Source organism: Actinacidiphila sp. bgisy145 (assembly GCF_057708125.1).
The window spans coordinates 11,703-29,174 of sequence record NZ_JBYIRL010000023.1; the positions used below are offsets into that span (position 1 = coordinate 11,703).

General features: G+C 67.8%; 13 protein-coding genes and 2 pseudogenes. 6 read left to right on the forward strand and 9 right to left on the reverse strand.

Annotated features, from left to right (window positions below):
* Window positions 1-508: 508 nt before the first annotated feature.
* Window positions 509-1,498 (reverse strand): amidohydrolase family protein, encoded by a 990-nt coding sequence (locus tag AC3ERT_RS21130; protein WP_435176038.1) that lies wholly within the window; start codon window positions 1,496-1,498, stop codon window positions 509-511.
* Window positions 1,499-1,613: 115 nt separating this feature from the next.
* Here AC3ERT_RS21130 and AC3ERT_RS21135 point away from each other — a divergent pair, with 115 nt between their 5' ends.
* Complete coding sequence (locus AC3ERT_RS21135; RefSeq protein ID WP_435176040.1) at window positions 1,614-2,231, forward strand: TetR/AcrR family transcriptional regulator; 618 nt, start codon at window positions 1,614-1,616, stop codon at window positions 2,229-2,231.
* A gap of 117 nt (window positions 2,232-2,348) precedes the next feature.
* Here AC3ERT_RS21135 and AC3ERT_RS21140 read toward each other — a convergent pair.
* A pseudogene (locus AC3ERT_RS21140) lies at window positions 2,349-2,860 on the reverse strand (transposase); the annotation flags it as partial.
* Between the two features lie 93 nt (window positions 2,861-2,953).
* On the opposite strand from AC3ERT_RS21140, the gene AC3ERT_RS21145 reads away from it, so the two are divergent.
* On the forward strand, window positions 2,954-3,469 hold the full coding sequence (locus tag AC3ERT_RS21145) for a hypothetical protein (protein WP_435176042.1): 516 nt from the start codon (window positions 2,954-2,956) through the stop codon (window positions 3,467-3,469).
* A gap of 126 nt (window positions 3,470-3,595) precedes the next feature.
* On the opposite strand, the gene AC3ERT_RS21150 is transcribed toward AC3ERT_RS21145, so the two are convergent.
* Window positions 3,596-4,732, reverse strand: a complete 1,137-nt coding sequence (locus AC3ERT_RS21150; RefSeq protein ID WP_435176044.1) for an IS630 family transposase — start codon at window positions 4,730-4,732, stop codon at window positions 3,596-3,598.
* 116 nt (window positions 4,733-4,848) lie between these two features.
* Between AC3ERT_RS21150 and AC3ERT_RS21155 the strand changes: the two genes are divergently transcribed.
* Window positions 4,849-5,697 carry a hypothetical protein gene (locus AC3ERT_RS21155; RefSeq protein ID WP_435176047.1) on the forward strand — a complete coding sequence of 283 codons (849 nt, stop codon included), beginning with the start codon at window positions 4,849-4,851 and terminating at the stop codon, window positions 5,695-5,697.
* A 135-nt stretch (window positions 5,698-5,832) separates the two neighbouring features.
* Here AC3ERT_RS21155 and AC3ERT_RS21160 read toward each other — a convergent pair.
* Window positions 5,833-6,702: pseudogene (locus AC3ERT_RS21160) on the reverse strand (hypothetical protein).
* A gap of 1,018 nt (window positions 6,703-7,720) precedes the next feature.
* On the opposite strand from AC3ERT_RS21160, the gene AC3ERT_RS21165 reads away from it, so the two are divergent.
* Both AC3ERT_RS21165 and AC3ERT_RS21170 read left to right on the forward strand, forming a co-directional pair.
* Complete coding sequence (locus AC3ERT_RS21165) at window positions 7,721-8,971, forward strand: IS256 family transposase (RefSeq protein WP_435176049.1); 1,251 nt, start codon at window positions 7,721-7,723, stop codon at window positions 8,969-8,971.
* Window positions 8,968-9,435 (forward strand): hypothetical protein, encoded by a 468-nt coding sequence (locus AC3ERT_RS21170; protein WP_435176051.1) that lies wholly within the window; start codon window positions 8,968-8,970, stop codon window positions 9,433-9,435. The genes AC3ERT_RS21165 and AC3ERT_RS21170 overlap by 4 nt, the downstream gene beginning before the upstream one ends.
* Window positions 9,436-9,512: 77 nt before the next feature.
* On the opposite strand, the gene AC3ERT_RS21175 is transcribed toward AC3ERT_RS21170, so the two are convergent.
* From AC3ERT_RS21175 to AC3ERT_RS21195, 5 genes are all read right to left on the reverse strand, one after another.
* Complete coding sequence (locus tag AC3ERT_RS21175; protein ID WP_435176054.1) at window positions 9,513-9,770, reverse strand: hypothetical protein; 258 nt, start codon at window positions 9,768-9,770, stop codon at window positions 9,513-9,515.
* Window positions 9,771-10,010: 240 nt separating this feature from the next.
* Window positions 10,011-11,243, reverse strand: coding sequence for an IS256 family transposase (locus tag AC3ERT_RS21180; RefSeq protein WP_435176056.1), 1,233 nt, complete (start codon window positions 11,241-11,243; stop codon window positions 10,011-10,013).
* Window positions 11,244-11,364: 121 nt separating this feature from the next.
* On the reverse strand, window positions 11,365-11,577 hold the full coding sequence (locus tag AC3ERT_RS21185) for a hypothetical protein (RefSeq protein ID WP_435176059.1): 213 nt from the start codon (window positions 11,575-11,577) through the stop codon (window positions 11,365-11,367).
* Window positions 11,578-12,010: 433 nt separating this feature from the next.
* Complete coding sequence (locus AC3ERT_RS21190) at window positions 12,011-13,279, reverse strand: restriction endonuclease (RefSeq protein ID WP_435176061.1); 1,269 nt, start codon at window positions 13,277-13,279, stop codon at window positions 12,011-12,013.
* An 85-nt stretch (window positions 13,280-13,364) separates the two neighbouring features.
* Window positions 13,365-15,050, reverse strand: coding sequence for a DUF6119 family protein (locus AC3ERT_RS21195; protein ID WP_435176063.1), 1,686 nt, complete (start codon window positions 15,048-15,050; stop codon window positions 13,365-13,367).
* A 250-nt stretch (window positions 15,051-15,300) separates the two neighbouring features.
* Here AC3ERT_RS21195 and AC3ERT_RS21200 point away from each other — a divergent pair, with 250 nt between their 5' ends.
* Window positions 15,301-17,442, forward strand: coding sequence for an N-6 DNA methylase (locus tag AC3ERT_RS21200; protein ID WP_435176065.1), 2,142 nt, complete (start codon window positions 15,301-15,303; stop codon window positions 17,440-17,442).
* Window positions 17,443-17,472 lie beyond the last annotated feature (30 nt).

Here is a 17,472-nt window from a genome sequence, read left to right on the forward strand (position 1 = left end):
ACCGCGGAGACGATGGCCGGCAGCAGCGCGGCGCACCGGGTGGCTGCGCTCGTGCCCCTGACCGCTCCCACGACAGCCGCCACCACGTAGAGGGCGGTGAGGATCGAGCCGGCTGCTGGTGCCCTGCGTCTTGCGGGGAGTGTGATCGTGGGGCTCACGGGATGAGGAGGTGCCTCCTGCCGCGGGACATCGTGGTCTTCGACGCGTTCTGGAGGGCGGCGTCGCTTGGAGTGGGAGGAGTGCATTGCCACCTCGGTGCACGGAGAGGTAACCCCGGACGGGAGAAGAAGCCTGGCTCGCTGCCTCCGGAGCACCCTTCAGGGCGCCAGGGGCGTGAAGCGGCTCTTGGTGGACGGCTCACAGCCGGCGCTCCTGGGCGCCGTGGGGCCCAGGAGCACCGCGTCGGTGCGTCCGCCACGGCGGACCGCGGCGTCGGCTTCGGAGCCCCGCCTGCCATGGCGAGAGTGGGCCTGCCCGGGCGGGACTTCGCCGAATGCGGTGACTGCCGTCAGCCCCGGTCGGATTCGAGGCGTTCCGCGAGGCGTTCCTCGAGGCGTTCCGCGAGGCGGGGAAGGATGCGCAGCGCGTTGTCCCCCGCGACGCGACGCGCGCCGCCGGCGCCGAGCAGTTGTGTCAGGTCGTGCTCTCCGGTCCGCGTGTGGTCGAACAGTTTGTCGGCGTAGATCCAGTCGGTTCCGAAGAGCATGCGGTCCGTGCCGACGGCGTCGACCATCGTATTGACCTGGACCTGGGAGTCAGCCACTGCGACGTCGTAGTAGACCGAACGCAGGTATGCGGGGATCGGGCGGCGGACGAGTTCCTGGTAGGCCTCGACCACACGGGGCGCGGCGGCGAGTCGGTGACCGAGGTAGGGCACCGCGCCGCCGCCGTGCGACAGAATCCAGTTGATGCGCGGGTAGCGGTCCAGCACACCGTTGAAGACGAGCGTCATGAAGACGCGCGTGGTGTCGAACACGTACTCGCCTATCCAGTGCTGCCAGGGCAGTTCCGGGGTCTGCTTCGGCTCGACCGGGTGGAGCAGGACGGTGGCTTCGCGCCTGTCGAGGGCGGCGTAGACCGGCTCCCACTTCGGGTCCCCCACGTAGGCCCCGTCCACCTGCGACACCAGGTACACCCCGTCGAGGCCGAGGTCGTCGTAGATGTGGTCCACTTCGGCCAGAGCGGCGTCCACGTCCGGCAGCGGAACCGCGCCGAACACACCGAAACGCTTCGGATGGCGCCGGACGACATCGGCGCCGATGTCGTTGACATTCCTGGCCAGTTCGTTGGCTTCCCGCTGGTCTCCGAAGTAGACCCCGGTCTCGGCCAGGCAGGACAGCACCCCGACATCGATCCCCCAGTCGTCCATGAAGCGGAGGTGGGCCTCCGGGGTCCACGGCGGGAGGTCGACTCCGCCGGTCCAGTTGATGCCGTGGCGAATCAGGGTGTCGATGTAGGGCTGCGGCAGGAAGTGCGTGTGCACGTCAATCGTGAGCATGACTGCTCCTCAGGTTTTCTGGGTCAACCTACCCAGAAAACGTACCGCCGTGATTCTGGGATGGCAACACCAAAAAAGTCGGTAGACTGGGTGACAGCACGGGAGGTGACGCCGCGTGGAGTCCGAACGGTGGACCGCGAAGGGAACTGCTACTCGATCCCGCATCGTCGACGCGGCCGCGAAGCTGATCTATGAGCGCGGCCTCACGTCGGTGGGGATCAACGACGTCCGGGCGGCCAGCTCCACCAGCCATGGCCAGATCACCCACTACTTCCCCGACGGACGGGCCGAGTTGCTGAGGGCCGTCGTGGAACGGCAGGTCAGGCAGGCACTGGACGACCAGGGACCCGAGCTCAACGCACTGGACTCCTGGGAGGCGTGGCAGCGGTGGCGCAACCACTTGATCGCGGTGCATTCGGCTCGCGGCGGGGCCGGAGGGTGCCCGCTGGGCTCACTGGTCGCACAGATGGCGCAGAGCGATCCCGCCGCCGCGCAATTGATGGAGGCGGGGTTCGACGCGTGGGGCGACGCGCTGGCACGCGGGATCGACACCATGCGCCGCAACGGGGACCTTGCGCCGGATACGGACGCGCGGCTGCTTGCGGCATCCCTGCTGTCCATCGTGCAGGGAGGTCTCGTGCTCATGCAGGCATCCCGGTCGGTCGAGAAGCTGGCACGGGCACTGGACACCGCCCTCCAAGTGCTGCGCGCGCACGCGTCTGACCCCGGGTGAACCGTCCTCGGTCCGCCCTGCGCTGCGCGCTTCCGAGGAGACCGGCCACCGCTGGAGGTGGTCCAGGGGCTGGCCGCGGAAGGCGGTGAGCTGGGTGTCCAGGTCGGAGCAGATCCGTGAGACCTCGCTCTTGGAGACCCCGCTGTCGGCTCCGAGTGCCTTGACCAGATCATCAACGGACCGGGTGGACACGCCGTGGACGTATGCCTCCATGATCACGGCGAAGAGGGCTTGGTCGATCCGGCGGCGGCGTTCCAGCAGGCTCGGGAAGAAACTGCCCGAGCGGAGCTTGGGTATTGCCAGGTCCAGGTCGCCGGCCGGAGGGTGAGCGTCTTGTCGCGGTGTCCGTTGCGGAACGCGGTGCGGGTCTGGGCCCGCTCGTTCCAGCCGGCCCCGATATGGCTGGTGGCCTCGGTTTCGATCAGCTCCTGGAGCATCCGCTCGGCCACCGAACGCACGAGTTCGAGCCCGTCTGCCGAACGCAGTGACCCCAGGAGCCGCAGTAAGGCATGCTGGGACATGCACCTCCTGGTTGGAATTGGCCTTCTATCAGGGAGAATTGCATGGTGGCCCCCGTCGGGCAGGGAGCGAAAACCGACCGACCGCACGCCCCCGGCGCACACCGCCATGCTGATCGGCTACACCACATCAAGGGACACGACCTGCCGGGTACCGTCGAGGCCCAGTCGGCTGCCAGGTCACCCTCGGTATAGCGTGTCCCAGTGACAGCGCTGGATTTCGTGGGCCCGACCTTCGTGAACTTCCGGGACCATGTGTTCCCCGAGGACAGCACCCACGGCTTTCGGTGGGTCGACCTCAAGTCCTTCCGCTTTCGTCAGGGCGGCCAAGACAGGGAACTGCTGGAAGCTGTCATCGCCCACGAACAGTTCCGCGATGACTATGCGGGCGGCGGCGTCGACCCGGACGGCACCTGCCACGGCCCCTACTGGCTTCACTCGGTCAGCCCGGACGGGTACCAGCCAGTCAGTTGCGACATGGCCACGCAGACGCTGCGGCGCTGGGCGTGTCAGCACGGCGAGCTCCCGGAGTCGCTGCGGGACGTACTCGATACGGAGCTGTTCACCGTGGTGATCTCTGCCAGTCGGCTCTACCGCCTCCGCGATCTCGGCAGCACGTGCGTTCATGACTGGGGTGGAGTGCACCTCGACTTCCACGAGTTCATCACCATCGACGAGGAGCGGCAGTCGATGACTCTCCTCGTCGCGGCCGACGACTGATCAACGTGGACCCTACCCTGGTGAACTTCATGATTCATCGAATGCAGGCCCACCTTTGTTCGCTGGGTCCAGTGAGGCGGTCGGGTGCGGCTTAGTGGTCGACGCTCGAAGTCCTTCGGGGGTTGATCATGCTGCCGGGGCGGCGGAGGATTCTTCTTGGGGATCGGCGGTGTTCCGGTCGAGTCTGGCCAGCAGATCGTCCAGGTCGGAGGTGGTGAACCTCCACTGGAACGGCTGTGCTGTGGCGTTGTAGCGGTCTTCGAATGCCCGGAGTCGGTCTTGGACCTCGTTGAGGTCGGTGAAGTCGTTGGGCGAGACGACCTTGCGCTGGACGATCGAGAAGAAGATCTCGATCTGGTTCGTCCATGAGGCGTGCACGGGCGTGTGGACCATAACTGCATTCGGAAACCTGATGGTCAGGCGGTCGATGGCCTTCTTTCCCCGGTGGGAGGAGCCGTTATCGACGATCCAGAAGACGCGTTTGGCGCTGGCGTAGGGCTCTTGCGTCATGACCTGGGTGACCAGGTTCATGAACGGAACGATGCCGGTGGTGGGTTCGCAGCGGCCGAGGACGCGCGCGTGGTGGACGTCGTAGGCCGCCAGGTAGGCCAGGGCGCCGCCGCGGCCGTAGGTGTGGTTGACGCGCATCGCCCGGGCCTGCCCGGGTGCCAGGGTCGGGTGGCAGCGGCAGCGGGCCTGGATGGAGGTCTTCTCGTCCGCGGAGATCACATACTCGTCGTCGTCAAGCGGCTTGCCCTGCCAGGTGCGGGCGTACAGGTCCATCACGCGGGCGGCCTTGGCACGGAAGTCCGGGTCGCGGATGAAGATCCAGGACCGGTACTGCCAGGGCTTGAGCGCGTCGTTGGCCAGCCAGCGGCGCACGGTGGAGGCGGAGACGGACCCGGCGATGGCCCGGGCGGCCACCTCGCGGGCCAGTTCCGGACATGACCAGCGCGATAACGGCGTGCCGGTCTCGGCAGGCAGCTGGCAGGCCAGGGCTATGACCTCGGCGATCTGCAGCGCGGTGAACGACGGCGGGCGGCCGGACCGTTTACGGTCAGACAGTTCCGGCAGGCCGCCCTCGGCGAACCGGCCCCGCCAGGTACGGACCGTGTCCAGGTGCAGGCCCGTCTCGCGGGCGATGCGCGCGTTGGAGCGTCCGCGCGCCGCGTGCAGCACCACCTGCGCGCGCATCCGCAGCCGGTGCTCGGTCTTGTGGCCGTAGGCCATCTTCTTCAGCCGTTCGCGCTCGGCGGCGCTCAAGGCTATCGGGCAGGCAGCGGCAACGGGCAAGGCAGGCAAGCCGATCGGGAGAAGTGGATCTTTGTCGGCCGTATCCTGCCGCACCCGGCTCCCGGCCGTCCGGCAGGATGGCCGCCATGCCCACACCTTCGGAATCCACCCGCCTCTCGCTCGAGCAGCGCCTCGGCGAACACGCCCGCACCACCTGGCCGCAGCTGGCACGGCTGCACGTCCGCCACCGCGGGGCCTTCGCCTACGCGGAAGCCGAACTGGCCGACGGCGAACGGGTCAAGCTGATGCGCCTGCGCTACGGCGGTACCGCCAGCAGATGGGGCTTCGCCCTCTACTACGCCAGCAGCGACCGCTACGAAGACTCCCTGCTACCCACCGGCGGTTTCGCCGGCACCCCCGAGGACGCCCTGGACTGCGCCTGCCAGCTCCACCTCGCCGCCCCCGCTGTGAGTGTGGCGGGCCAAAGCGAACCGGTCGACTGGCAGGCACTGGCCGACAGTATCGGCGCTGATTCGAACATCAGCGGTGACCGCATCGCTCGGCGGGCCATCGCCTTTCTGCTGGGTGATGAGGCGATTCGTGGGGCGGTGGACTGGTACGTCGAGGGTCTCCCGGCCGACGAACTCGCGCGTTCGGTCTTGTGGCTGCTGCAGCCCGACGCTGCTCGATCTCGCTGCCAGGAGATCTATCGCAGCGACCCGGATCCGGAACGTCGGCACCTCGCGGTTGAGCTGCTGCGCGTCGTCGCCACGGCTGATGACCTCCCGCTGGTCGGGGAGTTCCTCGCTGACGCTGATCCGGCCGTCCAGACCTGGGGAATCGGCGTCCTCGACCAGCTCCTGTTCCGCCGCCATGTCGACGCCGACGACGCGGAGCCCTTTCTGCAGGCCGCAGAGCATCACCCGAACCCCCAGGTCCGCGAAAAGCACACCTACCTACGCGATTTCCTGGCATCCCAAGGGTGTCGCGATTGAATGCTGGCGCGGTCCTGGCAGGTTCTCCTGATGATCGGCGGCGTGCCGGTCGAGCCTCACCAGCAGATCTCCACAGGCGGCACGCATCTCACCGGCCACATGGTCAACCCCCGAAGGAATTCGAGCGTCGACCACTTAGCTGACGGGGGTTTCCGGGAAGATCCGGTCGACGACGGCAGCGGCCTGCTCCGGGTGGCTCTCCAGCCAGTTGCCGAGATGCTCCTGGACGCCTTCCGCGATGCAGGGACGCACCGCGGAATTGCCCAACGTGCTCCGGGTGGCGCCTTCGAATCAGGGGGCGTCCAGCTTCAGCGACACGATCGCCGTCAGGCCCTTGCAGATCTGCTCCGGACGGAGACCGGGGTGTGTCACGGGCAGCAGTCGCTGTTTGCGCGCGTAGGCGTTGACCGCGTGCGCCGCCCCGTCGCGAAAGCCCAGGACGTGCGTGCTGCCCTCGCGGGTGGGGCGGCAGTTGGCGAAGCCGTGGACCTGCTCCTCATGGGAGGTACACCACCGGAGGGCCACCTCCGCGGTCCCCTCCATCCGCGGGTCCTCCCACTCGAAGCTGATGACGTCCGGGTGGACGGGTGATCGCGTCGGCGTGTCGAGGAAGGCGATGAAGTCCTGTGCCCCGCCCGGGGACCGGAACCGTATCGATCGGGGTTCACCCGGGTGGCGCGCGTCGGTCAGTGAGACGGTCAGGTGCCGGTTCAGGTAGGCCAGTTCCCTGAAGCGGTCCGCCAGCACCGCGAACGAGCACTCGACGGTCTCGAAGATGTCGGAGTCGGGCCAGAAGGTGATGGTGGTACCGCTGTCCGCCGATGTTCCCGCGGCAGTGGCCGGACCGACCGGAACGCCGTGTACGTATCGCTGGACCCAGCGGGTCCTCTCGCGCCGCACTTCCGCCGTCAGTCGACTCGACAGGGCGTTGGGGACGCTGAGACCGAGGACCGCCGGGCCCATGAGGGCGGTGCTGCGCCCGACCGGCTCCCATCCATCGGGCATGCGCGCCAGCAGGGCTTGGAGACCGGGCTCGTCAGTGTCTCCGGCTGCCTCGACGGGGACCCCCGGCCCGTCGTCGGCGACGCTTATGCCTCCGTCCGGTCCGAGGGTGACATCGACGAAGCCGGCACGGCCGGCCAGTAACCTCGCTCACCGCCCGGCCCACGACATCGAACACCGCTTGGTGCAGACCCCGTCCGCTGGTCGAGCCGACATACATCCCCGGTCGTTTCCGAATGACCTCCCATCCGTGCAGAACCGTGATGTGCGTCGCCTCGTAGTTGTCGGTATCGCCGCTCACGAGGTCCCCCTCCGACCGTCCAACGGAGTTAGCAGGTTAGTTGAGTTATGGTGAAATGCCAGTTCAGAGGTAGTGTGGGGAGGTCATGGACGCGCTCGTGTGCAGCTGTCGCCCAGTCGCTCACACAAGGACCGCGGGGTGCGGTCACCACGTCTCCGGTCCGCGGCCGAGGCCGTGCAGGACCCCTTTCGCGACGGGCCCGGGACCTCTGCTCTCAGGTTCTCACTTGCCCGTACCCCTATCGATCTGGGCTCCGCCGCCGAGGACGGCTTCCGTGCGGCACTCAGGGTTCGAGGAGAGCCGCGGTCAGGCTTCTTGCGGTGGCCGGCCGGGCGGGGCGGCTCCTGTTGAGTGCCGTGCGGGCCAGGGCGCGGCGGGCGCGGATGCGCCGGCCGTCTTCGGGCCAACCCGTCGGGGGCGGAGATGAGGGCCGGCGAGCAGGCCGCGGGCTGGATGGAACAGGTGGCGGTGGACGCGGCGCGAGTGGTCGGTCGATGCCTCGCGGCTAATGGAGCTCTACGCCCGGCTGCCGCCTCTCTATGATCCCTTCGTCCGAGCGGGGACCCGTCCCAGGAACCAACTCTTCCGGGAGATGCGACAGAGCAATGCTCAGGACTTGTGGATCGGTTTCGGGAGGGCACGCGGAGGGCGTACCTTCCCGATGATCCTTAAGGTCTCCGAGTAGGCCCGCGTTGCAGCGCGGGTCGGGAAGGCACGCCCGTGCTCAGCGTAGTAACCGATGAAGGCTCGACCCAGTCCGGCTCCCTGATCGACGAGATCGTGCGGGAAGGCGCCCGCCGGATGCTGGCCACCGCGCTGGAAGCGGAAGTCAATCAGTACATAGCCGAGTTGTCGGCCGAGACCGACGAGTACGGCCGACGTCTCGTGGTCCGCAACGGCCACCACAAGGCCAGGACCGTGGTTACCGCCGCCGGACCGGTCGAGGTCAAGGCCCCGCGGATCAACGACCGCCGCGTTGACGATGAGAGCGGCGAGCGCAAGCGGTTCTCCTCGAAGATCCTTCCGCCGTGGTGCCGCAAGTCCCCGAAGATCTCCGAGGTGCTGCCGCTGCTCTACCTGCACGGCTTGTCTTCCGGTGACTTCGTCCCGGCGCTGGAGCAGTTCCTCGGCGGCACGGCCGGCCTGTCGCCCGCGACCGTTACCAGGCTGACGAAGCAGTGGAGCGACGACCACGCCGCCTTCCAGGACCGGGACCTGGCCGATCGTGACTTCGTCTACGTGTGGGCGGACGGCGTGCACCCGAAGGTCCGCCTCGGCCAGGCCCACTCGTGCGTCCTGGTCCTGCTCGGGGTCCGGCTGGATGGCACGAAGGAGCTGATAGCCCTGGCCGAGGGCCTGCGCGAGTCCACCGAGTCGTGGGCCGACCTGTTGCGCGACTGCCGCCGCCGCGGCATGCGCGACCCCGAGCTGGTCGTCGGCGACGGTGCTATGGGCCTGTGGCGAGCGCTCGCCGAGGTGTTCCCGGCCGCACGGCCGCAGAGGTGCTGGGTTCACAAATCCCGCAACGTCACCAACTGCCTGCCCAAGTCTGCGCAGCCCGGCGCGACGAAGGCGATGCAGGACATCTACAACGCCGAGGACCGCACCCACGCCGAGAAGGCGATCGAGGCGTTCGCGAAGACCTACGGCGCCAAGTTCCCCAAGGCCGTCGCGAAGATCACCGAGGACCGGGACGAACTGCTCGCGTTCTACGACTTTCCCGCCGAGCACTGGATCCACCTGCGGACCACCAACCCCATCGAGTCGACCTTCTCCACGGTCAAGCTCCGCACCAAGGTCACCCGCGGAGCGGGCAGCCCGGCCGCGGCGCTCGCGATGGTGTTCAAGCTGGTCGAGTCCGCTCAGGCGCGATGGCGCGCGATCACCGGAGCCCACCTGGTGTCCCTGGTCCGGGCCGGCGCACGGTTCGAGAACGGTGTCCTGGTTGAGCGCGGGGAGCAGGCCGCATGAACGTCGACGACATCCTGCAGAACCCGGACGAGCACGTCCGCTTCGCGGCCTACCTCGACGAGCTGCAGCAGGTCTCCGACCCGGACGAGGTCGACCTGGTCACCCGCGTGCTCACTGATCCGGATAAAACGATGGCCGAGTCCGCTGTGCTGCGGCACCTGGACCGTCGAGCCGCCGACCTCCACCCCGGTCCCGCCTACGAGGAGTGGGCGCAGGCGATGACCCGGGCCACGATCGACCGCCCCTTCCTGGTTCAGCGTCTGCGGGAGTGGTCACTGTTCCGCGCCATCACGCTGAAGCTGCCCTGGCAGCCGGACGACCTACTCACGTCATCCAACTGGCTCCAGCTCACGACTGCCGCCGGAACGAACACCGAGGCCACCGAGATCCTCGCCGAAGCAGGTCGCACCAAGCGGATCCGCAACACCGCGAAGGCCACCCTCAACCACCGCAAGCAGAGCTGAAGAATCAGCTCACCCACAACTCTTGACTATTGCTCATGCGACAGCAGGCGGGGCGAACCAGACGGAGTGACCTCGTGTCAGGTTTCTACGACGGGGTTGCCCTGCAGGTTGTGATCGGTGCAGGGCCACGGGCCTGTGGCGAGCGGGGCGAGTGGCGTCCGTATGAGGTGCAGGTCCTTGTCGACGGTGAGGGCGGCCATGCCGTTGTGGAGGATGAGGACACGGCTCGTGATGCCGGTGCCGGGAAGTTCGGCAAGCCGGTGGGCGTTCAGCCCGGCATCGACGGCGGTCAGTTCGCCGTGGCGCCAGTAGACGGTGGTGCTTCCTTGGTCCATCGCGGCGGGCGCGGTGTAGAAGCCGGGGAGGTCCGTTCCCCCGTTCGACGTGCCGTCTGGTTCGAGGCGCTGGAATTTCGAGCGAGAGGGTAGTCAGTCGGTTCTCCATCTCGACGACGGATGTCACGCCGCCAGCGTCCACAGTCAGTGCTCCGTGGCTCGGCCATGTCGTGACGCGGGTGTCCTCGGGGGTTATCCGGGCCGTCTCGAAGATCGCGTCCCTTGGTGTGGTGTAGCCGATCAATCAGCGGTGGTGTTGGGTAGTGCGGGGGCGCTTTCGGGGGTCTCGGCGGGATAGAGCTCTTCCATGCTGCCTTCGGGCAGGTAGCGGCGGGGGAAGGCGATCCACTCGTCGTGCAGTTCGAAGAGCACGGCGGTGACGAGCCTGAGCAGGGCGTCGTCGTTGGGGAAGACCTGGACGACGTCGGTGCGTCGTTTGACCTCGCGGTTGATGCGTTCCAGCGGGTTGGTCGACTGGATCTTCTTCCAGTGGCGTTCGGGGAAGCTGGAGAACGCGGTCAGGTCGTCCTTGGCCTCCAGCAGCATCTCTTTGACCTTGGGGAACTGCGTGCCGAGCATGTCGGCCACGGTGTCCAACTGGCTGCGGACTGCGGCGGCGGTGGGCTGGGCGAAGACTGTGCGGATCGTGGCGGCCACCATCTCGGCCGCATCCTTGCTGATCACGTTGAAGACGTTGCGCAGGAAGTGAACCCTGCACCGCTGGTAGCCGGCGCCGAGCATGACCTTGCGGATCGCGGCGACCAGCCCGAGGTGATGGTCGCCGATGACCAGGCGCACCCCACCCAGGCCGCGTTCGCGCAAAGAGCGCAGGAACGCGGTCCACGAGGCCTCGCTCTCGCTGTCGCCGACCATCACGCCGAGCACCTCGCGGCCGCCGTCCTCGGTGATGCCGGTCGCGATGACCACCGCCCGGGAGACGATCTGGTGCTCGACCCGGGCCTTGCAGTACGTCGCGTCGAGGTAGACGTAGGGGAACCGCACGTGATCCAGCCGCCGCTGGCGGAACGCGGACAACTGGCCGTCCAGGTCCTGGCAGATCCGCGAGACCTCGCTTTTGGAGATGCCGGTGTCCGAGCCCAGGGCCTTGACCAGGTCGTCGACCGAGCGGGTGGACACGCCGTGGACGTAGGCCTCCATCACGACCGCGAACAGCGCCTGGTCGATCCGGCGGCGCCGTTCGAGCAGGACGGGGAAGAAGCTGCCCGACCGTAGCTTGGGAATCCCCAGGCTCAGGTCACCGGCCTGCGTGGTCAGCGTCTTGTCCCGGTGCCCGTTGCGCAGGGCGATGCGGGTGTCGGTGTGCTCGTTCCACTCGGCGCCGATCCTGGCCGTGGCCTCGGCCTCGATCAGTTCCTGCAGCATCCGCTCGGCCACCGAGCGGACCAGTTCCAGGCCGTCTGCTGAACGTAGTGACTCCAGCAGCCGGAGTAGGTCATGCTGAGACAGGGCCACCCTGCACCTCCCGCGTCGAACTGCCCGTTCACAACGGAGAGTTGCACGGTGGCCCACCCTGTCGGCAGGGAGCGGAAGCTACCCTGCCCCACGCCCCCGGCGCACCACCCAACCTGATCGGCTACACCACACCAGGGGACGCGATCGTCTCGAAGGCTCCGTAGCCCTGGACACCGATGAGGAAGCCTCGGTCTTCGTCGATCGCCTTGTGCCCGTCAGGCGCTGGTGCCGTCGCGAACCCGGCCTTTCCCGTACGCAGATCCAAAAGGAACGTACGGGCCAGCCCGCTGCTGCGGTCACGGAATGATGCGGCGACGCAGTCACCGCTGATCATCAACGGCTCGTGGTAAGCGACCGCGACTTCGCGTGGCGGGCACACCGGCGACGTCGGGGGCGTGCCGGCGCACCTTTGGCCGGGACCGGATGTTCGGGGCCAGTTCCCACAGCACGCGGGGCGAACTGTGCTGGAGGGACGCCCCGGGAACGATTCAGGGCCCCGATCCGTGGAAGAATCAGGGCCCTGACCTGCTGCTTTGGAGTCGGGGTGGCGGGATTTGAACCCACGGCCTCTTCGTCCCGAATGAGGCCCTGCCCCGCCGCTGGCCTGCGGGGTTTGGGAAACCACAGGTCAGAGGCTGGGTGGGGGTTGGTCCGAGTGGGTCTCGGGAGGCGGCTTTTCCATGATCGTCTCCCAAATTTCTCCCAGCACCGTCGGATGTGGCAGGTCGATCGTCAAGGAGACTGTCCCAGTTTCGCTCAGTTGCCCGTCACCAGGATTCGAGTCGTCGCCCACCGGGCGCACCGACCGGCGGCAGTGCTTCACGGGCCAAGGAGTTGAGTCCCATCAGCTGACCCGTCGCATCGTCGAGGTAGAAGACGTATGCCTTGGCCTTGTCCGCGAAGGCGGCTGCGGGGCGCGTGACGCCAGCGCTTGTGATGACGATAAGCCGCTTTGGCACAGAATCTCCAGCCGCGGAGGCCACGCCGTTCAGCCGCTGGATGGCGGAGGCCGAAAGGTTCTTCGTACTTCGGTGCCACTCGATGTAAAACGTGTTGGACTTGACCGGGAGATCAGCATCACCCTCGAAGAGGTCCGAGAAACCCAGGGCCGTGAGCTGCTGGAGGACATCTTTCGTGACCTCGCCAGGAGCGACCGAGTTCGGGCGGTGCCGTGATTCCTCCCCGTCATCGGATTCGTCCCCGTAGTCGGGCAGAATGCTCTGGACCGGTCGGAAGAGTCGATCAAGCAGAGGAGTTCTGGACTCCTGCACGGACCGCTCGCCTGTCGGCGCCGGTGCACGTGACGGTTCCATGTCCCATGCTTCCGGTCCGTTGCACAGCACTTCGGCGATCTCCTGCACGGATACGTCCGTGCTCGGCACTCCCGGAGAGGGGGATGACGTTCGACCAAGACACCGGTTGAGTGCGATCCGGTCCCAACCGGCCCAACGCGGTGTGTGCACGTCCACCAGCCACCCGAGAGCGGGCTTGAGCGAGACACGCACGAACGCCGCAGGGAACTCGGCTTCGAGGAACGACCCGTCACGCCCGCTCACGACGTCGAGCTTCGGTGCGAGGCGTGGGCCGTATGCGAAGTAGCCATTCCCCGCGACGACGCGTTGTACGTGCACACTTCGTGAGTTGAGGAGGTCGGCAAGGTCGGTCATCGCAGAGGGCTCACTCTCGTGCCAGCACCAAGGCGAGGCAACCGGTTCTCCAGCGAGATGGGCCGAAGCGTAAGCGTGCACGATGTCCACGAGTACGTCGCCGGGGGTGTCCAGCGGCCAGAGGGACGGCTCGCTGTTCAGATCCGGGTCCAGGACCGCCCAGACAATGGCATGTTCCATGCGGATGTGCGCCAGGCCAATCGACTGAGCGCCGTACAGCGTGACCTTCAGGAGCATGCGCCCCTGCGAGTCGTCGAAGTGAACCCGTTCAGCCAACTCGGGGTGACGTTCACGCAGGGTGCTTGCCAGGCTCTGGAAGTAAAGGTGTCTACCGAAGGCTGCGACGACGTCGCCGGGTGGGAAAGGCAAGGGAGACTCCTGTCAGGGCGACCGCGCACTCGGTGGGTGTCGGTGTCTTCGTCTTGGTCATCGAGCGTAGGCCGAGCCGCTTTCGTTACGCGGCCTGATCGTCCAACTCCGCATTGTGCTCGGTCGGGATGCCGACGACCTCCACTTCCACACTGTAGGAGCGGAGCGTGCGAGCCGCGTACGCGAGAGAGACCTGGGCGAAGGGGTAGAGCGTGTCGACGGTCAGGGTGTCGTGCCCCTTCAGGAGGATGGCGAAGACCACCCGGCGGGGGAGGAACCCGTCGGGCAGGCGACGGCCGCCGCCCAGTTCTGCGACCTTGGTGACGAAGCCGGCCCGCGCCTCGGGCTGGTTGTACAGGGCGTCGATGGCCACGACGCCCTGCTGGAAGAGGTGGCTGAGAGCGTCCGAGCCGCCGGCCCGCTTGACCATCACCAGGGTGTCGTCGGGCGCGAGGAGATCGCACACCTCCACCCCGTTCTTGCGGTGCAGCGGCGTCTTGACGTTCTTCCGGTCGAGGCAGAGGAACCCACCCTGGACCTTCTCGTTGTACGTGCGCTCGTCCCATCCGTTCCGCCAGGGGGGCAGGTCCACCGAGGGCGATTCCGTGATGAGGCGACGCGTGGTGATGGCCAGCCCCTCCAGGTACGCCTGGTCGAATTCGTGCCACTGGGCGTCCTGGAGGACGAAGCGGCGGCCATCCTCCAGGAGCAGATCGGCTTCGACCCACAGGGCCAACATGTCGGTGCGGATGATGTCACCGGCTCGCGCCCGGCTGTCCGAGTACAGGGTCACCCGGCCGTCGTACAGCGCCGGCATCCGGCGCCCCGGCCGGTGGAACCGCAGCCGACTGAGGATGTAGTCGAGATCGAAGCCGTCGCTGATGTGCTGCTCTTCTCCGGGGCCGAACCGGACGCCGACGGCCCGGACGGCGGCAATGTCCTCCAGGCAGTCGGTGGGTACGGTCGCGGTGACGCGCACACCGCCCAGGGTGGCGAGTCCGTGGTCGAGTGCGAGGTTGAGCGCCGCGACGATCCCCTGGTCCTGAACCGACGTCACGGACTCCACGAACTCCAGCTCCGGGAGCGGCAGCTCCTCCGTGGACACCTTGGCGATGGTACGGATGTCGCTGACCAGGGCGGCCGGGTCGGCGCCGTAGGGAAGACGCAGGCCACTGCCACCCTCGACGCTGCGCACGCGCCCGGCGCCGCTCTGCTCGACGGTCAGTTCGGGCCTGTCGAGGCGGCCGGTAAGCCGGTCCACGAGCTTGGTGTAGGTGTCGAGTCCGAGCCGGCCGATGGGCGCGCCGCCCGGCAGCATCGCGATGTCGGTGCGCCCCTGCCCGGGGGTGCGGGCGACTGCCGCACGGATGTCGTCGGGGTCGACGGCGCGGACCACGAAGCGCAGTCCGAACCGCCGGTCCTTGAACCCGGCCGGAATAAGCCGGAAGCCGTCTCCGAAGGTGAGGACGTACACCTGCCCGTCCACCGCGAGCATGACGAGCGCAGCGCCACGCTGCGACGGCTCGCGCACCTCCCAGTTGGTGAGGCGCGAGAAGCCCGCGCACCAACCGGACTCGACCTTGTTGAAGCAGCCCCGCACGGCGACGGCGGGGACGCCGAAGTGGTCGAGTACACGCAGGTCGGCGTTGATCTCGTCCAGCTTCTCCACCTGGAGGCAGTCCACCATCGCCTCAACCGTGGGCTCGACGCCGATCAATCGGTAAAGGGTGCGGTTGAACGTGGCGCTCTGCCCTTCGCCCTGGTCGGTCACGGCGGATCTCCTCTCACGAATGGTCTCTGCTGCCGGTGATCCGCGGGATCGGCCGGGAGGGAGGCGGACCGGAAGCAAAGCAGGGGTAGTGCGGAACATCGGCGGCACGGCCGACGGCCGGACGCTTCCAGTGGAAGCAACACGAGATAAGCACGAACATGAAAGCATTGTCAAACACGATTTCCGGGTTGGTTCGTGGTGTACTGTGTGTCCAAGGCACTTCAGCCCGCGTCGAGGAAGGCACCGAGGCATGTCGAAGTCATCCGCACAGGTGACCGCAGCGGACATCTCGCGTCTGGCCGGGGTCACGCGGGCAACCGTCAGCAACTGGCGGCGTCGGCACCAGGATTTCCCGTCCCCGAGCGGTGGCACCGACGCCAGTCCGCTGTACGACCTGCCTTCCGTGATCAGCTGGTTGGAGGCACGCGGGCAGAGCTTCGCCGCCTCGCCCGCCGAGGAACTGCGCTCCGTGCTCCGTCTGGCGCCCGGCGGGAGTGCGACCCGGCTGCTCCCCGCCGTCCTTGCCGGCGCCCGACTGGGCGAGACACAGGCGCTCTCCGACACCGCCGCCCTTGCGGACGCCGACCTCGCGGCCCGCGCTCAGAAGGCTGTCGCCGACCTCGCCGACACTCTGCCCGAGGCTGAAGCGATCACCTACCGGGCAGGGGACGCACACCTCCTGCGTGCTCTCCTTCGCTGTGTACAAGCCGAGGGCGGTCAGTCGGCCCTCGACGTCATCGCCGAGAGGGAACTGGAGGACAGCGCCGCAACCGGTGCGTACACGACACCGGCACCGCTGGCTGATCTGATGGCCCGCCTCGTCGCACCGGCCGCCGGCGACGTGTACCCTTCCGCAGTGCTCGATCCGGCGTGCGGCAATGGTTCGTTGCTCGTGGCTGCCGCGCGTCTCGGAGCCACACGTCTTCTCGGCCAGGACATTCTCACGGTGCAGGCCCAGCGCACGGCGGTTCGGCTCCGACTGACCTCTTCCGCCGGTGTCCCGACCATTCGGTCCGGGGACACCCTGCGCGCGGACGCGTTCCCGGGACTCACCGTGGACGCGGCCCTGTGCCAGCCGCCCTACGGGGTTCGGGATTGGGGGCACGACGAGTTGGCGTACGACCCGCGGTGGGCGTACGGAGTCCCGCCCCGCGCCGAGTCGGAACTCGCCTGGAACCAGCATGTGCTGTCCCACCTCGTCCCCGGTGGGCAGGCGGTGGTGCTGCTACCGCCCGCGCCGGCCTCACGCGGTTCCGGTCGTCGCGTGCGCACCGAGATGCTGCGCAGCGGTGCGATCCGTGCGGTGATAGCGCTACCGCCGGGCGCGGCGACTCCCCTCCACATCGGCCTGCACCTTTGGGTGCTGCAACGCCCTGAGACCGGTGCCGCCGAACAGCACCGTGTTCTGTTCATCGACGCGTCGGGCGGCCTGCGTACTCCGGCGGCCGGCTCCATGAGCCCGCGGAAGGATCTTGGCGCGGACGCCCTCGACTGGAGTGCGCTGACCGCTCTCGTCCTGGGTCACTGGCGGGCATTCGACGCGGACCCCACCGCATTCACGGACGAGCCCGGCGTCGCCCGCGCGGTGCCCGTCATCGAGCTCCTCGATGACCTCACCGACATCACCCCGGCCCGCCATGTCCGAGTCACTCCGGGGACCACGGACCCGTCCGCCGTCGCGCGTCGCGTGGACGACAGCCACGTGAAGCTGACCGAGAGCGTCGCTACGTTGGCCGATCGGGTTGCCGCCGTCGGTGGGCCCCAGACTGCGGGGGAACAGTCTCGCTCCTGGCGTACGGCTACTATCGCTGACCTCGCTCGCGGCGGCGCCGTCACCGTGCATCGAGCCGTACTCGCAGGGCGGGACCAGGAACCCTCACAGGAGTACACAGGGCGCGCTGTCCTGCTGGGGGGCGACGTGAGCGCCGGAACCCGCGCGACAGGCAGCACTGATGACCGGGCAGCTTTGCTGCACCCGGTTCTCATCGAAGAGGGCGATGTCTTTCTGCGAAGTATCCGGGGGAGCGCAGCGATCACCGCGCGAGTAGCCGACGCGCAGGATGCGGGTGCGCTCCTCGGTCCCTACATCCATCTTTTCCGGCCTGACCCGGGCCGCCTCGACCCGTGGTTCCTCGCGTGTTTCCTGTCGGCGAAGGACAACATCAGCAGCGCCACCGTCGGAAGCACTGCGGTCCAGATCCAGGCCCAGCGGCTACGCGTCCCACTCCTGCCGCTGGCCGACCAGCGTCGCTACGGCGAGGCTTTCCGGCGCCTGTACGAACTCCGTACCGCGGCCCGGCAGGTGGCGGAACTCGCCGCGGAGACCACCGAGCTGCTTACGACGGGCCTCACCAGTGGGGCTCTCCTTCCGGCCGACGGCCGCACCGTATGACCGAGGAAAGGTGCAGGACTGCTCCTGGAT